General features: G+C 61.6%; 16 protein-coding genes. 4 read left to right on the top strand and 12 right to left on the bottom strand.

Translation table 11 applies throughout. From position 1 onward, the window contains the following. Positions 1-86: 86 nt before the first annotated feature. Genes trpS through rpe form a run of 3 tightly spaced genes read right to left on the bottom strand, consistent with a single transcriptional unit; the run spans position 87 to position 2,459 of the window. Positions 87-1,088, bottom strand: coding sequence for a tryptophan--tRNA ligase (trpS, locus tag ACN0RV_RS19030; RefSeq protein WP_417350115.1), 1,002 nt, complete (start codon positions 1,086-1,088; stop codon positions 87-89). Next, a complete protein-coding gene (locus tag ACN0RV_RS19025) occupies positions 1,081-1,785 on the bottom strand; it encodes a phosphoglycolate phosphatase (protein WP_417350114.1) in 705 nt (234 codons plus the stop codon). Before ACN0RV_RS19025 ends, trpS begins: the two co-directional genes overlap by 8 nt. After that, entirely contained in the window at positions 1,785-2,459 is a 675-nt protein-coding gene (gene rpe, locus ACN0RV_RS19020) for a ribulose-phosphate 3-epimerase (protein ID WP_417350113.1), read from the bottom strand. Before rpe ends, ACN0RV_RS19025 begins: the two co-directional genes overlap by 1 nt. A gap of 188 nt (positions 2,460-2,647) precedes the next feature. On the opposite strand from rpe, the gene ACN0RV_RS19015 reads away from it, so the two are divergent. From ACN0RV_RS19015 to ACN0RV_RS19005, 3 genes are all read left to right on the top strand, one after another. Further along, entirely contained in the window at positions 2,648-3,289 is a 642-nt protein-coding gene (locus tag ACN0RV_RS19015) for a TorF family putative porin (protein ID WP_417350112.1), read from the top strand. 116 nt (positions 3,290-3,405) lie between these two features. Then, complete coding sequence (locus tag ACN0RV_RS19010; RefSeq protein WP_035385346.1) at positions 3,406-3,660, top strand: hypothetical protein; 255 nt, start codon at positions 3,406-3,408, stop codon at positions 3,658-3,660. A gap of 5 nt (positions 3,661-3,665) precedes the next feature. Continuing rightward, a complete protein-coding gene (locus ACN0RV_RS19005) occupies positions 3,666-3,839 on the top strand; it encodes a DUF2970 domain-containing protein (RefSeq protein ID WP_417350116.1) in 174 nt (57 codons plus the stop codon). A gap of 4 nt (positions 3,840-3,843) precedes the next feature. Here ACN0RV_RS19005 and ACN0RV_RS19000 read toward each other — a convergent pair whose 3' ends face one another. The 9 genes from ACN0RV_RS19000 to pilM all read right to left on the bottom strand — a co-directional run bounded on the left by ACN0RV_RS19000 (position 3,844) and on the right by pilM (position 12,470). Next, positions 3,844-4,668 (bottom strand): Dam family site-specific DNA-(adenine-N6)-methyltransferase, encoded by an 825-nt coding sequence (locus ACN0RV_RS19000; protein ID WP_417350111.1) that lies wholly within the window; start codon positions 4,666-4,668, stop codon positions 3,844-3,846. A 39-nt stretch (positions 4,669-4,707) separates the two neighbouring features. After that, positions 4,708-6,168 carry an SPOR domain-containing protein gene (locus tag ACN0RV_RS18995; protein WP_417350110.1) on the bottom strand — a complete coding sequence of 487 codons (1,461 nt, stop codon included), beginning with the start codon at positions 6,166-6,168 and terminating at the stop codon, positions 4,708-4,710. After that, positions 6,161-7,243: a 3-dehydroquinate synthase gene (aroB, locus tag ACN0RV_RS18990; RefSeq protein ID WP_417350109.1), complete on the bottom strand. Its 1,083-nt coding sequence runs from the start codon at positions 7,241-7,243 to the stop codon at positions 6,161-6,163. Before aroB ends, ACN0RV_RS18995 begins: the two co-directional genes overlap by 8 nt. Before the next feature lie 23 nt (positions 7,244-7,266). Beyond that, a complete protein-coding gene (gene aroK / locus ACN0RV_RS18985) occupies positions 7,267-7,782 on the bottom strand; it encodes a shikimate kinase AroK (protein ID WP_028109656.1) in 516 nt (171 codons plus the stop codon). Between the two features lie 147 nt (positions 7,783-7,929). Beyond that, the gene (locus ACN0RV_RS18980) at positions 7,930-9,930 is read right to left on the bottom strand and encodes a type IV pilus secretin PilQ (protein ID WP_417350108.1); all 2,001 of its coding nucleotides are present in this window, start codon (positions 9,928-9,930) and stop codon (positions 7,930-7,932) included. Next, a complete protein-coding gene (locus ACN0RV_RS18975; protein WP_417350107.1) occupies positions 9,927-10,436 on the bottom strand; it encodes a pilus assembly protein PilP in 510 nt (169 codons plus the stop codon). Before ACN0RV_RS18975 ends, ACN0RV_RS18980 begins: the two co-directional genes overlap by 4 nt. An 8-nt stretch (positions 10,437-10,444) precedes the next feature. Further along, on the bottom strand, positions 10,445-11,032 hold the full coding sequence (locus tag ACN0RV_RS18970) for a type 4a pilus biogenesis protein PilO (RefSeq protein ID WP_417350106.1): 588 nt from the start codon (positions 11,030-11,032) through the stop codon (positions 10,445-10,447). Then, entirely contained in the window at positions 11,029-11,580 is a 552-nt protein-coding gene (locus tag ACN0RV_RS18965) for a PilN domain-containing protein (protein WP_417350105.1), read from the bottom strand. Before ACN0RV_RS18965 ends, ACN0RV_RS18970 begins: the two co-directional genes overlap by 4 nt. Next, the gene (pilM, locus tag ACN0RV_RS18960) at positions 11,577-12,470 is read right to left on the bottom strand and encodes a type IV pilus assembly protein PilM (protein ID WP_417350104.1); all 894 of its coding nucleotides are present in this window, start codon (positions 12,468-12,470) and stop codon (positions 11,577-11,579) included. Before pilM ends, ACN0RV_RS18965 begins: the two co-directional genes overlap by 4 nt. Before the next feature lie 163 nt (positions 12,471-12,633). Between pilM and ACN0RV_RS18955 the strand changes: the two genes are divergently transcribed. Next, on the top strand, positions 12,634-15,195 hold the full coding sequence (locus ACN0RV_RS18955) for a penicillin-binding protein 1A (RefSeq protein WP_417350103.1): 2,562 nt from the start codon (positions 12,634-12,636) through the stop codon (positions 15,193-15,195). Positions 15,196-15,243: the final 48 nt, after the last annotated feature.

The raw sequence follows: 15,243 nt of genomic DNA, 5'->3' as shown, positions 1-15,243 counted from the left end.
AAGAGGTGCATAGAAAAGCCAGTTGTCACTGACAACTGGCTTAGTCAAAAACCGTCAACGTATTTTAGGACGGGTCAACTCTGCTCTTAGAGAACAGGGAAACCGACCGCCTGGTAGACCTGCTTCAGGGTCTTGGCGGCACGCTTGCGCGCCTCGGCGGCACCGTCACGCATCACCTTCTCCAGGTACTCCTGGTCGTTGCGAATGGTGTTGTAACGCTCCTGCAGCGGCTCCAGCATCGCCACCACGGCGTCGGCGGTGGCGCCCTTCAGGTGGCCGTACATCTTGTCCTCAAACTCCTTCTCCAGCTCCTCGAAGCTCTTGCCGGACGCGCCGGAGAGGATGCTCAGCAGGTTGGAGACGCCGGGCTTGTTCTCCACGTCGAAACGCACCACTGGCGGCTCGTCGGAGTCGGTGACCGCACGCTTGATCTTCTTGGTGACCTTCTTGGGATCTTCCAGCAAACCGATGACGTTGGCGTTGTTGTCGTCGGACTTGGACATCTTCTTGGTGGGGTCCTGCAGGCTCATCACCCGGGCGCCCACGGGCGGGATGAAGGGCTCGGGCACGGTGAAGATGTCGCCATGCACGTTGTTGAAGCGGGTGGCGATGTCCCGGGTCAGTTCCAGGTGCTGCTTCTGATCGCTGCCCACGGGGATCTCATCGGCCTGATAGAGCAGGATGTCCGCCGCCATCAGGGTGGGGTAGCTGAACAGGCCCACGTTGATGTTGCTGGCGTGCTTCTGGGACTTGTCCTTGAACTGGGTCATGCGGTTCAGCTCACCCATCTGGGTGTAGCAGTTGAGTACCCAGGCCAGCTGCGCGTGCTCAGGCACGTGAGACTGAACGAATACGGTGCTCTTTTCCGGATCGATCCCCACCGCCAGGTAGAGGGCCAGGGTGTCCAGGCAGGCCTTGCGCAGGGCTTCGGGATCCTGACGCACGGTAATGGCGTGCTGGTCCACGATGCAGAACAGACAGTCATGGGTTTCCTGCAGCTTGACCCACTGGCGCAGGGCACCCATGTAGTTGCCGATGGTCAGTTCGCCGGAGGGCTGGGCGCCGCTCAATACTACAGGTTTACTCATGTTCTGTGGTCTCTTCTTGGTTCAGTGCCGGCAGGTGCGCCAGCAGGGTTTCAAAATGGTCCATGGCCAGGGTTGGGCCGCTGTCACGGATATCCTCACCATAGTTGTAGCCGTAGCTCAGGCCAACACTGGCCACGCCGGCGGCCTGGGCAGCCTGGATGTCGTTACGGCTGTCCCCCACCATCAGCATATGCTCCGGGGCCAGTTGCCACAGGCCCAGCACATGGTTCAGGGGCAGGGGCGACGGCTTCTTCTCGCCCAGGGAGTCGCCACCGAAACAGTGGTCGAAGTAACCGTCGATCTCCAGGGCCTTAAGCAGCCCGGGAACAAACTCCATGGGCTTGTTGGTGATCACCGCCATTCGGTAACCGCGCCGGGCCAGACAGGCTAAGGTATCAGACACGCCGGGGTAAAGGCGACTGCCGCCGCTCAAATGTTGCCGATACTGATGCTGAAAGGCGGCCAGGGCGTCGTCGGACTGAGCCTCGTCGGCGTCGATGCCCACAGAGGCCAGGGCCCGCTGCATCAGCACCCGGGCACCATTGCCCACCCAGTTGCGCACCTGGGCTTCGTCACAGCCGGCATGGCCCAGCTGCTTCAGGGCGCGGTCACAGGCCACCGCCAGGTCCGGCACACTGTCTACCAGGGTACCGTCCAAGTCGAAGGCGATGGCGCGAATGGCGGAGAGATCGCTCATTAGCCGGCAACCTTAGCCAGCTCGGCGCGCATCTTGTCGATCTCCGCCTTGTAGTCTTCCTTGGCGAAGATGGCGGAGCCAGCCACAAACATGTCGGCACCGGCTTCGGCGATCTCGGCGATGTTGTCCACCTTAACGCCACCGTCGATCTCCAGACGGATATCGCGGCCACTGGCGTCGATGCGGCGGCGCACTTCGCGGATCTTATCCAGGGTGGCGGGGATGAAGGACTGGCCGCCAAAGCCCGGGTTAACGCTCATCAGCAGGATCACATCCACCTTATCCATCACGTAGTCCAGGTAGTGCAGCGGAGTTGCCGGGTTGAACACCAGGCCAGCCTGACAACCGTGGGCCTTGATCAGCTGCAGGGAGCGATCCACGTGCTCGGACGCCTCTGGGTGGAAAGTGATGATGGAGGCACCGGCCTTGGCAAAGTCGGGGATGATACGATCCACCGGTTTTACCATCAGGTGCACATCAATGGGGGCCTGGATGCCATAGTCACGCAGGGCCTGGCACACCATGGGGCCAATGGTCAGGTTGGGCACATAGTGGTTGTCCATCACATCAAAGTGGACCACGTCGGCACCGGCGGCCAGGACATTTTCCACCTCTTCACCCAGGCGGGCGAAATCGGCGGAGAGGATAGAGGGCGCAATCAGAAACTTGCTCATCACCATTCCTTATTCGGTATAGTCAGATAACTGGCGCATATTTTAGCCCCTATGGGGACGGGACCCAAGCGGCAAATACCTTGCCAAGGGCGCCAAAAGTGATTAGTTTCAAAAAGACCCCCAGGTCCGACTCCTTTTTACGTTTTTTATGGCAAAATCCGCCGGTTAATTAATAAGGGTCTGGACACATGAAAACTCTGATCAAAACTTCCGCCATTGCCGCTCTGGTTCTGGCTACCACTTCCGTATCCGCCGTTGAGTTTGAAGGTGGCCATGAGGTGAGCTTCAACGCCAGCCTGGTGAGCAACTACATCTTCCGTGGCGTCACCCTGTCCGATGAAGATCCTGCGATCCAGGGCGGTGTGGACTATGCCCACAACAGCGGTCTCTACGCAGGCATCTGGGCTTCTAGCTACGATGACGGCGGCGACACCGAGGTCGAAGTGGACTGGTACGCCGGTTACAGCTTCAACCTGAGTGACGACGTCAGCGTCGACATTGGCGGTGTGCGCTACTACTACGCCGATGTCGGCGGCCACACTACCGAGTGGCACGTCGCTCTAGACCTCTACGGCATCGGCACCGCCCTGCACTATGACCAGACTCTGGAGTCCTGGTATGGCGAAGCCAACTACGACATCAGCCTGACTGAGCCCCTGACCCTGAGCCTGCACGGCGGCTACGCCGAGCCCGACCAGGGTGACGGCGCCTACGACCTGATGGCCACACTGAACTATAGCCTCAACGACAACATCGACCTCTACGGCGGCATCGCCCATCACGAAGAGGAAGATGAGACCTACCTGGTGGGTGTGTCCGTCTACTTCTAAAGGCGAGGCGCTTAGCCTCAGTGACGAGGATCACAGCCCCGCCTGTTGCGGGGCTGTTCAATTTCTCATCGCACTGTTATACTCAGGAAACTTGTGTGTTCCAGGAATACGTCATCATGCTGAAAAAAAGGAAAATTTGGCTGTTCGCGTTGGCCCTGTCCCTTCCCCTGGGAGGTACGGTTGCCTGGAATCTTCATCAGTGCGGCTTAGACTGCGATCACACCGAAATCGCCTCCATCAAGTGGCGCACCTGGCTGGTGGGCAGCAGTGGCTCAAGCCAGTATCACTTCATCGATCTTCTGGAACTGCTGTATCGTGCCACCCACGATGACAAGCAGGAGAAACAAAACGCCTTTATGGATCAGCAGTGAGCCCGATGAAGGTGGTCGCCAGTGTCCTGGCGGCCCTGTTCGGTGTTCAGAGTGAAGCCAATCGCCAACGGGACTTCAGTCACGCCTCTCCCCTACCCTTTATCCTGACCGGTATCGTGCTGGTGGGTCTGTTTGTGCTTGGGCTGATCGCCCTGGTGAACTGGGTCCTGGCTGGCTGACAGGTCAGCGACTGGCGCCATAGCCGGCAAAGATCTCATTGACCTTCTTGCGACCATTGCCCTTCTGACTGATGGTGCGCTTCACCATCAGAAACTCCTGACGATCCGCCTGGTGGTAGATCTCCCGGGCATCCTGGGTGTCGTGGTTGCTGATCAGAACGCTGGCGCCTTTGGCCGCCGCCTCTCTGGCGCACTCGGCCAGGGCATGCTGGGCTTCCATATTGAAGCCGCCACTGGCATAGCTGGTGAAACTGGCGGTACTGGAGAGGGGCAGATACGGGGGATCGCAGTAGACCGCGTCCCCGGCCTGAACCTGGGCAAAGGTGGTGTGGTAATCGGCGCACAGGAAGGTGGCACGCTGGGCTTTTTCAGCGAAGAACTCCATCTCCTTCTGGGGGAAGTAGGGGCGCTTGTAGGAGCCGAAGGGCACATTAAAGCCCCCCTTCTTGTTGTAGCGACACAGGCCGTTGTATCCATGACGGTTCAGATAGAGAAACAGCACCGCCCGCTCGAACTGATCGTTGGTGTCGTTAAACCTCTGGCGGGCCTTGTAGTAGGCCTCCTTGTCATTCCACTCGGGCACAAACATCTTCCTGGACTCACAGATGTAGTGGTCCGCATCATGCTTGAGGGTCTGATACAGGTTGATCAGATCCGGGTTGATGTCGCTCAGTAGATAGGAGGGGTAGTCCGTGTTGATGAAGACCGAGCCGGCCCCCACAAAGGGCTCAACCAGCCTGTCGGCGTCCGGCAGACGGCGGGCGATCTCCTCGACCAGGGCAAACTTGCCCCCTGCCCATTTCAAAAAAGCCCTTGTTTTCTTTGTCATTGGCTCGCCGACCACCGTGGAAAAGATTGGATTCTACCGTCACTCCGATAAAAACGCAGCTAAATCGAGTTGCTCTACCAACTCCTTTTGCACGTCTTGCATCGGTTTGACATAGGGACTGTTGTTTCGGACCGCTTCCGGCAGGGTGGAGACCGCCGCCTGGGCCGCCGCCTTGTTCTCAAAACCGCCGTAGACCACCACGTGCCAGGGACGGGGCTGACGGTTGTTGACGTAGAGGGCCAGACCCTGCTTCAGAGGCAGTTGCTTCAGATACTGCGCCGCCAGGTTGGGGTAGGAGTAGACCGCCAGCTGCAGGGTGTAGCTGTCACCGGGGCGCGCCATCAGGGGCTGCTCAGCCAGGGGGACAGGTTTCACTTCAGCTGCCGACCTGGTTTTACGCTCAGGCTGAGGCTCTGTTGGCTCAGCCTGGGGCTCTGACTGCTGCTGTTGCGGTGGATTGTCCGCCGCCTGTTTGGCCGCCAGCTGCTGCTCCAGATCCACCAGCCCCTCCCGGGCCGATTGCAGCAGAGGATCCTCTGGCTTGGGTTGAGGCGTGCTGATCGCCTGCCATTCGCCGGCCAGCCCCAGCTCCTCGCCATCGTCCTGTGGCGAAACCGGCTGAGCCTCGGCCACCGCCTGCGGCTGGGCCGGTTCCGGCTCGGTCAGCCCTGGCGCCACTTCCACCAGGCGCACGCTGTCGGAACGCCCCTTGGGATCCTGCTGCAGTTCAGGCCCCAGAGGGTCCACGGCGATCCACACCGCCAGGGCCCCCACCACACCCAGCAGGGTCAGGATCAGGTTTCGATGGCGCAACAGCCCAGCCTTGGCCGGGGTCTCCTCCCCCTTGCCCGTCACCAGATCCACCACCGCCTGGGCCGTGCCATCGGATTTCTGCAACAGGGGCTCGATGCCCAACTGATTGATAAAACGGGACAGGGGGCGATCTGCCGTCAGGGCCCGGTAGAGCTGTTTCTGCTCACTCAGTGAGAGGGGCTCTATGGTAACCGGCAGCAGATGCTGCTGACAGTCGGTCGGCAGCTCCGCCAGCAGGTGTTGCACCAACTTGGGTCGGGAGACCAGAACCAGGGTCAGTCGCCAGCTTCGCTCTCCCTGCTCCAGCAGCATCGCCAGCAACTCCGCCAGGATCACCTGGGGCAGGCAGTGGGCATCATCGATCACCAGCAGCAGCCGCTGCTCGCTCTCTTTCAGCAGACGTTCGAAACTGTCGATCAGCGGTTCATGGGGATCAAACAGGGGATCGGTAAACAGCTGATGGAGGATATCCACCCGCAACTGGGCGGGATCCGCCTGGGCAGGACAGAGCACCATCCCCTGGTTGAAGCCTTCGCTGGTGCCCAGCAACGCCTGCGCCAGGGTGCTCTTGCCCACACCCGGCTTGCCATGAAGCAAGATGGCATGATCACCGTATTCAATCAGGTACTTCAGTCGCTCCAGCAGCACTTGCTGGCTGTGAAGCAGAGAGGGGGCGGTATCACTCATCGGCGGCGATAAGGGCGGCAAGTTCGTCCCGGGTCACATCCGCCACCAGCTCCGCCTGACCAATATGGCGGGGCAGCACGAATCTCAGGGTTCCCGCCACCACCTTCTTGTCCTTCTGCATGGGAGCCAGGAAACGCTCCAGGGTCATCTCAGCAGGGGGCTCCACCGGCAGGCCATAGGCCTGGTGGATGGCGATGATCCGTTCCAACTCCTCGGCGGTCATCTGATGGCGACTGTAAGCCAGCCGGGCGGCCATAACGGTTCCGGCAGCCACCGCCTCGCCGTGCAGCCAGACGCCATAGCCCTGATCCGCTTCAATGGCATGGCCAAAGGTGTGCCCCAGATTGAGCAGGGCACGAACTCCGCGCTCGGTCTCATCCTCGGCCACCACCTCAGCTTTGACTTCGCAGCAGCGGGCGATGATGCGGGCAATCTGAGCCGGAGCCAGGGCACGCAGGGCGTCCGCATTCTGCTCCAGCTCATCGAAGAAGGGTTTGTCCCAGATGATGCCGTACTTGATCACCTCCGCCATTCCGGCAGCAAACTCCCGTGCCGGCAGGGTGGAGAGGCACCGGGTATCGATAAACACCGCCTGGGGCTGGTGGAAGGCGCCAATCATGTTCTTGGCGAGGGGATGGTTGATGGCGGTCTTGCCACCCACAGAGGAGTCCACCTGAGACAGCAGGGTAGTAGGCACCTGCAGGAAAGGGACGCCTCGCTGGTAACAGGCGGCGGCAAAGCCCACCATATCACCGATCACTCCGCCCCCCAGGGCCACCAACAGGGTGTCCCGACCAAAGTTGGCCTCAAGCAGGCGGGTAAATATGGCGTTGAGGTGCTCCAGATTCTTGTGCTGCTCACCATCGGGCAGCACCAGAGACTCAACCTGGGCACCGGCCTGACCAAGGGTCTCGGTCAGGGCAGCAAGGTAGAGGGGACCCACTACATCGTTGCTGACCACCAGCAGACGGCGGCCTTCGACGTAGGGCTGGAACAGGGCGGGCTGAGTCAGCACCCCCTCGGCGATCATAATGGGGTAGCTACGCGCCCCCAGGTCAACCTGAATCTGTTCCATGCATCCCCCGAAATAAGCAAACCTTAGAAGCCGAGCTTCTCTACGATCTGGCTGGCCACCACCTTGGCACTCTGGTCATCGGTGCGGATTACGATGTCGGCAATCTCCTGGTACAGGGGGTTGCGCTCTTCCGCCAGATCTTCCAGCACCTGACGTGGATCGTCCACTTGCAGCAGAGGACGGCGCTTATCACGCTGGGTACGGGCAACCTGCTTGTCGATGGTGGTCTCCAGATAGACCACAATACCACGGGCGGACAGGCGGTTGCGGATTTCCTTACTGTTTACGGAGCCGCCACCGGTCGCCAGGACGATGCCCTGCTTCTCGGTTAGCTCTTCGATAACACGCGCTTCACGGACGCGGAAGCCCTCTTCGCCTTCTACATCGAACACCCAGGCGATGTCGGCGCCACTGCGTGCCTCGATCTCCTGATCGGAGTCATAGAAGTCCAGATGCAGCATTCCGGCCAGGTGACGGCCAATAGTACTCTTGCCTGCACCCATGGGTCCCACAAGGAAAATGTTTCTTTTTTCAGCCATTTTCTACGTCTAAATACTCAAATCTTCAATTAGTCGACCATCAGCAGATGGCTTTAAAACACCACTGTGACATAAATTTGGTGGACGATTATCGCAAGGAAGGCCCGGTGAAGGCAATAGAGGTGCCCGCTATGGTGGCGGCTCAGGTTAAAAGCTCTCCACTACTATCCTCGGAGTGACGAAGATCAGCAGCTCTGACTTGATGGCGGTATTGCGGGTATTGCGGAACAACCAGCCCGCATAGGGGATGTCTCCCAGCACCGGAACCTTGCTGACCGTCTTCAGCTCCTGTTGCTGAAAAATCCCGCCCAGGACCACGGTTTCGCCATTTTTTGCCAGCACCTGGGTGGAGATCCTCTGGGTATTGATCCCCACCTCGCCGCTGGAGCTCTCCCGACCTCGGGTGTCCTGAGTCACCAGCAGGTCCAACACCACCTTGTCGTCGGAGGTGATTCGGGGTGTCACCGTCAGGCTGAGCACCGCCTTCTTGAAGGCGATGGAGGTGGCGCCGCTGGAGGTACTCTCCTCATAGGGGATCTCCTCCCCCTGCTCAATAAAGGCGGTGTACTGGTTGGAGGTGGTCAATCTGGGACTGGCGATGATCTCCCCCTTATCCTCCGCCTCCAGGGCCGACAACTCCAGGTCGAGGATGAACTCATCCCCCAGGTTGGCCACCTGAAAGGCGAAGCTGGAAGCGTTGCTGCTCACCGCAGGCAAATTGATGTTGAGGCGATCGCCGATGGCGGGCACCACCCCCTGCCTGATGCTGTCGTTGCCTTCGATGGAGCCGGAGACCGAGCCGTCACTCTGGCCGGAGGAGACCCCCCAGCGGATCCCCAGTTCACTGTCCACATTGTCCCGGACATTGACCATCCTGGACTCGATCACCACCTGGCGCACCGGCACATCCAGCACCTGAATCAGGGCTTGCACCTCCTCCAGCCGCCGGGGCGTATCCTGCAGCAGCAAGATGTTGGTGCGCTCATCCACAGTAGCGGAACCACGGTCACTGAGCAGGCGGTTGCTGCCGGACTCTCCGCGAAGCAGGTTGGCAATGTCGTCTGCCTTGGCATAGTTGATCTTGTAGTGACGGGCGATCAGCGGTGCCAGTTGCTGGGCCTCCTGTTGCTGTTGCAGCTCCGCCTGCTTCTGGGCCGCCAGTTCCTCCCCGGGGGCCACCAGCAGCACATTGCCCTCGCGTCGGCTGGCCAGGCTGCGCACCTTGAGCACCAGCGCCAGGGCCTGATCCCAGGGCACCGAGTCCAGCCTCAGGGTCAGGTTGCCATCCACCGAATCGCTGGTCACCAGGTTGAGCTGTTTATGCTCGGCCAGGATTTGCAGCACACTGCGCACCGGCACATCCTGAAAATTGAGGGAGATGCGATCGCCGCGAAACCCTCTGGGGGCCTGAACGACGGTTTTCGGGGTCAGAGACAGCACCAGCTGGTTTCCCCGGCGCTGTTCGCTGCTGACCACATCCCCATCCAGTTGCAACACCACCCTGGTCTGCATCGGTTCGCTGAAGGTCTCAAAACTGCGTATCAGGGTGCCCAGCTCCGACAGGTCCATCACCCGCTGCGCCTGTGGCTGAAGCTGGCTGTGTGGCAGAGTCAGGGAGAGGCGGCCGGGTTGCTTCGCCAGCTGCGCCTTTCCCGCAGGACGGTCCAGGCTGAGGAGCAGCTCCCCTCCCTGCCCCCTGGGCTGAAAATGAATCGACTCAACCCGGGCCAGGGGCAACGCCTGCTCCGTCTCCTGCTTCAGGGCGGCGGCCACCATGGAACGATCGGCAAAGGTGAGCAGGTAGTCACTGCCCTGCCACTGGCCTCGATAGGGGCCACTGCGATCCAGCGCCAGGGTGACCATCACCCCCTCCCCTTCGTTGCGGACGATCAGGGATTTCACCTCAGGCGCCGCTACCGGAATTGGTTGGGCAGTCAGTTGTGTCTGGCTCTGGGGAAACCACAGGCTCAGGGTGGCTCCCTCTTCAGACAGAACCATCTGCGGCACCGGCCCAGGCTGGTCAAACATCAGATGCAGCGACAGCCGACTCCCCGGCAGGTCTGACGTCCGCACCTCCAGCAACTCCCCCCCCTGCACCGGCAACGCCAGCAACCACAACCCTATCAGCCAGGCACCCGCTCGACTCATAAATTCTCTCCCTCGGGCAGTGGCAGGCTCAGGCTGGCCTGCCGCTCCACATAACACCCCATCCCCTGCTCGACCCGCTCTGTCAGCTCGATGCTGTCCTCGCCAATGCGGTCCACCCTGCCGCCGAACAACCCCAGGCGATCTCCGACTCTGACCCTGTGAATTCGGCCGTCACTGCTCTGAATCAGGGCCCAGCGTCGCTCATCCTCCATCAGGGTGCCGCGCATCGACAGCGAATCCAGCGCCACTCGGGCCAGGGGCGGCACCGGACCGGGAACCGGCCCCAGGCACCCCGGGCGGCCTGCTCTGGCCTCGGTGCTGTGACGGGCCGCATCTTCGAAGGGGCTGGCTCGCTCCCCCGGCTCATAGCTGACCCGGTGAAAGCTGGGCATGGCGGGCGACTGCCCCTGGTAGGGCGGTGGGTTGGCCTGGACCTGGCGCACATAGGCTTCCAGATCGGTCAGATCGTCCCCGCAGCCTGCCAGCAACAGGAGACTGAGCAGCATCCTGTTCCTCATTGCCCCTCCCTGGACGCCGGCGCCAGCCTGTAGGTTCGCGCCACCAGCTCGATGGCCAGCTCGGACTCTCCCCGAGTCAGCGACAGATCCTGTAAATTGACGATCCGCGGCAGGGCCGCCAGGCTGGCGGCAAACTCCCCAAACTGGGGGTAATAGCCGGCCAGCTCCACCTTGAGCGGCAGAGTGACGTAGAGCTCACCGGGCTGCTCCGGCAACCAGCCGATACTGAGGATCCTCAGATCAGTTCGGGTGGCCAGGTAGGTGATGTCATCCAAAAGCCCCGGCATCTCATCCTCCTTGGGCAGCATTCCCAGCATCTCCTCCAGGGCCAGCTGGGTCTGCACCAGCTGCTGATGATGACGCTCCAGGTGGGCGGAAAACTGGAACTTGTCCCTGAACACCTGTTTGAGCCGCTGCTCCTGCTGCTGCTCGGCCCTGAGCTGGCTGATATCCCCCCCCACCAGAAAGTGCCCCCCCAGGCCTGTCACAACCAGGGCCAGGAGCAGTGCCACCGCCCATTTCACCTGCCGCGGCCACTGGCCAATTCCCTCCAGATCCAGGTATTTCAGCTCCTCCAGGGTCATCCCGCCACCTCCCGTTTCATCGCCAGAGTCAACTCGAAACTGTGGCGACGCACCGCTTGCTGGTCCGCCGCCTGCACCCGTTGAACCCGGGGACGTATCAGCCAGGGGGAGGCCTCCATTCTCCTCAGCAGCTCCGCCAGCTGATTGTTGGACTCACAATATCCGGACAGGTGCAGCTGGCCGCCCTCCAGGCGCAGCCGGGTCAGCATCACCCCAGGCACCACCACCCGGTGGAGCTCATTGAGCAGATGCACCGGCAGGTTTCGTTCCTGCTGCAGCTGAACGATCAGCCCCATCCTCTGGTTCAGCTCCCTCTTCTGCTGCTCAATCTCACTCATCTGCTGGATCCTGGCCTCGACTATGGCGATCTGCTGCTGCAGGTAGTGGTTGCGGACCAGTTGCGCCTCCACCTGAGCGGTGACCAGCAGATGAACCAGGAACACCAGAGTGACGGCAGCGCCAGCCGCCAGGACCAACGCCGTCAGGTAGTCACGCTTCTGGCGCTGGCGCAGGGCGTCCCGCCAGGGCAACAGGTTGATGCGGCTCATGGGGCCTCCCGCATCGCCAGTCCGGCCGCCAGCAGAAACTGGGCCGGTTGAGTCGGCTCCACCCCGTCCAGGCATTTCACCCGGGCACATTCGCAAGGCAGCCCCAGGCATTGCTGCAGCAGGGGAGCCAGAGACTCTGGCTGGTGGCCGCAGAGCACCACTCTGTCGACCCGACGCCCCTGTGCCCCGCCCAGATAGATCTGGATGCTGCGCTGCAGCTGCTGGGCCAGTTGCTCCACCCAGGGCAGCAACTCCTCGGTTGCCCCTCTGGCCAGGGAGACCTCGCGGACAAAGCGGGTCTCCCCATCCTGATTGATCGCCAACAGAGTTTTGCAGGCCCCCACCTCCACCATGGCCAGGTCGCCCTGCTGATCGCTCTCCAGCAGCGCCTGGGCCCGCCCAAGGGCGTACCCCTCCACATCCACCACCTCGGCTGCCAACCCCGCCGCCGCCAGGGCGTCCACCCGCGACTGAACATCCTCCCGTCGACAGGCACTTAGCAGCACCTCCATACGCCCTTGCTTGGGGGCATTGGCCACGGGTTCGAAGTCCAGATTGACCTCATCCAGGGGGTAGGGGATCAGGTTGTCCGCCTCGATCTCTATCTGGGTTTCCAGCTCTTCATCGGAGAGGGCGGCGTCCATGGTGATCACCTTGGTCATTACCGTGGCACCACTGACGGCCGCCGCCGCCCGGGTCGCTCCTTGGGGCAACAGAGTGCTGAGTTGGGTCATGGCCGCCCGAGGGTTGTCCGGCACCATGGGGATGGCGTGGGCCAGGGAGAGGTGGTAGCCGCTGTCATCCTGCTGCAGCATCACCGCCTTAAGGTGTGTGGATCCGATGTCGACCCCCACCAGCGAGGAGGTCGACCGAGAAAACAGAGAGAACATCCGTGTTTATCCTGTTGCTTCGCAAATCCGTTTGCGTACTTTGAGCGTAGCACAGCGGCGAATTTTTGAGCTCCAGCCCAGATTTTCCCTCTAGTTGTTTTTTGAGCATCGGCTCTGAGCCGTTATACTGGTGGGCTTAAATTAACCCTGATGTAGGTGGCTGGTGAGCTGGTTAAAGCGAATTTTCTGGATTTTCCTGGTTTGTGGACTCTTGGGTGTGGCGGGGATCGCCGGACTCTATTTCTGGGTGGCGCCCACCCTGCCTGACGTCGCCAGCCTGAAAACGGTGCAGTTGCAGACCCCCATGCGCATCTACAGCGTCGACGGCAAGCTGATCTCCCAGTTTGGTGAAAAGCGCCGCATCCCGGTCCGCTACGAGGATGTTCCTTCCCAGTTGGTCAACGCCATCCTGGCCACCGAGGATGCCCGCTTCTTCGAGCACAAGGGGGTGGACCCCATCGGCGTGGTTCGCGCCGCCGTGGTGCTGATCACCACGGGACGCAAGTCTCAGGGGGCCAGTACCATCACCATGCAGGTGGCCCGTAACTTCTTCCTGACCCGCGAGAAGACCTACATCCGCAAGGTGAAGGAGATCTTCCTCGCCCTGAAGATTGAGCAACTGCTGAGCAAGGAACAGATTCTCGAGCTCTACCTCAACCGCAGCTTCCTGGGGAACCGAGCCTATGGGGTCGGTGCCGCAGCCCAGGTGTACTACGGCAAGGAGGTGGGCGAACTGGATCTGGCCCAGATGGCGATGATCGCCGGCCTGCCCCAGGCACCCTCTGCCGCCAACCCCATCCGCAACCCTCAGCGAGCCACCAAGCGCCGCAACGTGGTGCTGGGACGGATGCTGGAGGTGGGCTCCATCACCGAAGAGGAGTTTGAGCTGGCCCGGCTGGAGCCGATCACCGCCCGTTACCATGGTGCGGAGATTGAGCTGAGCGCCCCCTATGTGGCCGAGATGGCGCGGGACTTTATGGTCCAGCGCTATGGCGAAGAGGAGGCCTACACCGGCGGCTACAAGGTGTACACCACCATCAGCGCCAAGGCACAGGGCATGGCTCAGCAGTCGGTGCGGGATAACCTCTACGCCTACGATCGTCGTCACGGCTACCGGGGCCCCATCGCCTCACTGTGGCAGGTGCCTGATGCCCCCGAGGCCGAAGCGGCCACTGAGGGTGAACCGGCACAACCCCAAGCCGTTGTGACCGAAGACCCCACCTGGACCCGGGAACAGATCCTGGAGAAGCTGGCCAGTGTCACTCCGGTGGAAGACCTGCAACCTGCGGTGGTCACCGGCGTGGAGGAGAAGCAGGCCTGGGTGATGACCGGCGACGGTCAGCACAGGCTGATCCCCTGGGAAGGGCTGAACTGGGCGCGTGAGTTCATCACCGATGCCCGTCAGGGACCGGCGATCAAGGGGGCCGATGAAGTGCTCAGCCGCGGCGATCTGATCTGGGTGAGGCAACAGCCTGACCACCTGGCGCTGGCCCAGGTGCCGGAAGTGAGCAGCGCCCTGGTGGCGATGCACCCTGGCACAGGCGCCATCCAGGCGCTGGTGGGTGGCTATGATTTTCGCAACAACCAGTACAACCGGGTGACCCAGGCCAAACGTCAGTTGGGCTCCAACATCAAGCCCTTTATCTATTCGGCGGCCCTGGAGAACGGTTACACCCTGGCCACTCTGGTGAACAACGCCCCCATCAATCAGTGGGACCGCAGTCAGGGTACTGCCTGGCGCCCGAAGAACTCGCCGGACGTCTACACAGGCCCGACCAGAGTGCGTAAGGGGCTGGGCCAGTCGGTCAACGTGATGGCGGTGCGCACCCTGCGCCATGTGGGCATCGACGGTGCCATCGACCAATTGCAAAAGTTCGGTTTCAGCCGCAACGACCTGCCCCGCAACGAATCCCTGGCCCTGGGCAGTGCCGTGGCCACCCCCCTGGAGGTGGTGAGAGGCTTTGCCACCTTTGCCAATGGCGGCTTCAAGGTGGACCCCTACATCATTGAACGGGTGGACTCCGCCCTGGATCAGGTGCTCTATCAGTCCCAGCCCAGGATCGCCTGTGGTGACTGTCAGAAGGCTCTGGCGCAACAGACCGAGTTCGAGGAGAACAGCCTGGCGGCGATCTGCCCCATCCCGGAGGGACAGTTGGCGCCGGCGATCCTCTCCCCTCAGGTGGCCTTCCTGATCAAAGACACCCTGCGCAGCGTGGTCTGGGGCGGCGGTGACTGGAGCAAGGGCACCGGCTGGAACGGCACCGCCTGGCGGGCCTCCCAGTTGATCAAGCGTCGGGACATCGGCGGCAAGACCGGCACCACCAACGAGTCCAGGGACACCTGGTTCTCTGGTTTCGGCCCCGACATCGTCGCCACCGCCTGGGTGGGCTTCGACGATCACAGCCGCGAACTGGGCCGCACCGCCTGGGACAACTACGGTCCCCGGGGTCAGATCACCGGCGCCGAGTCCGGCGCCAAGACCGCTGGCCCCGCCTGGAACCAGTTCATGTATCACTACCTCGAGGGGGTTCCAGGCGAAAGCCGCACACCGCCGGAAGGGGTGGTCACCGCCCGCATCGATCTGGACAGCGGCAAGCTCTCCCGCCGCAACGACTACAGCTCGATGTTCGAGTTCTTTATCGCCGGCACCGAGCCGACGGAGTACGCCGAGTCTCAGCAGAGCGAGCAGCCGGTGTTTGAGCAGGAAACCGAAGAGCTGTTCTGATCCGGATTCAGCCATAAAAAAGGGGACGCATGTGCGTCCCCTTTCTGT

Source organism: Ferrimonas sp. (genome assembly GCF_048263965.1).
In the GTDB taxonomy this organism is placed as follows: domain Bacteria; phylum Pseudomonadota; class Gammaproteobacteria; order Enterobacterales; family Shewanellaceae; genus Ferrimonas.
The sequence above is the reverse complement of the archived record's forward strand: the minus strand, read 5'-3'. Positions and strand labels throughout refer to the sequence as shown.

Bases quoted from the DNA above. Each gene is read 5' to 3' on its own strand.
- trpS (WP_417350115.1), bottom strand. From the start codon at position 1,088: ATGAGTAAACCTGTAGTATTGAGCGGCGCCCAGCCCTCCGGCGAACTG.
- ACN0RV_RS19025 (WP_417350114.1), bottom strand. From the start codon at position 1,785: ATGAGCGATCTCTCCGCCATTCGCGCCATCGCCTTCGACTTGGACGGT.
- rpe (WP_417350113.1), bottom strand. From the start codon at position 2,459: ATGAGCAAGTTTCTGATTGCGCCCTCTATCCTCTCCGCCGATTTCGCC.
- ACN0RV_RS19015 (WP_417350112.1), top strand. From the start codon at position 2,648: ATGAAAACTCTGATCAAAACTTCCGCCATTGCCGCTCTGGTTCTGGCT.
- ACN0RV_RS19010 (WP_035385346.1), top strand. From the start codon at position 3,406: ATGCTGAAAAAAAGGAAAATTTGGCTGTTCGCGTTGGCCCTGTCCCTT.
- ACN0RV_RS19005 (WP_417350116.1), top strand. From the start codon at position 3,666: ATGAAGGTGGTCGCCAGTGTCCTGGCGGCCCTGTTCGGTGTTCAGAGT.
- ACN0RV_RS19000 (WP_417350111.1), bottom strand. From the start codon at position 4,668: ATGACAAAGAAAACAAGGGCTTTTTTGAAATGGGCAGGGGGCAAGTTT.
- ACN0RV_RS18995 (WP_417350110.1), bottom strand. From the start codon at position 6,168: ATGAGTGATACCGCCCCCTCTCTGCTTCACAGCCAGCAAGTGCTGCTG.
- aroB (WP_417350109.1), bottom strand. From the start codon at position 7,243: ATGGAACAGATTCAGGTTGACCTGGGGGCGCGTAGCTACCCCATTATG.
- aroK (WP_028109656.1), bottom strand. From the start codon at position 7,782: ATGGCTGAAAAAAGAAACATTTTCCTTGTGGGACCCATGGGTGCAGGC.
- ACN0RV_RS18980 (WP_417350108.1), bottom strand. From the start codon at position 9,930: ATGAGTCGAGCGGGTGCCTGGCTGATAGGGTTGTGGTTGCTGGCGTTG.
- ACN0RV_RS18975 (WP_417350107.1), bottom strand. From the start codon at position 10,436: ATGCTGCTCAGTCTCCTGTTGCTGGCAGGCTGCGGGGACGATCTGACC.
- ACN0RV_RS18970 (WP_417350106.1), bottom strand. From the start codon at position 11,032: ATGACCCTGGAGGAGCTGAAATACCTGGATCTGGAGGGAATTGGCCAG.
- ACN0RV_RS18965 (WP_417350105.1), bottom strand. From the start codon at position 11,580: ATGAGCCGCATCAACCTGTTGCCCTGGCGGGACGCCCTGCGCCAGCGC.
- pilM (WP_417350104.1), bottom strand. From the start codon at position 12,470: ATGTTCTCTCTGTTTTCTCGGTCGACCTCCTCGCTGGTGGGGGTCGAC.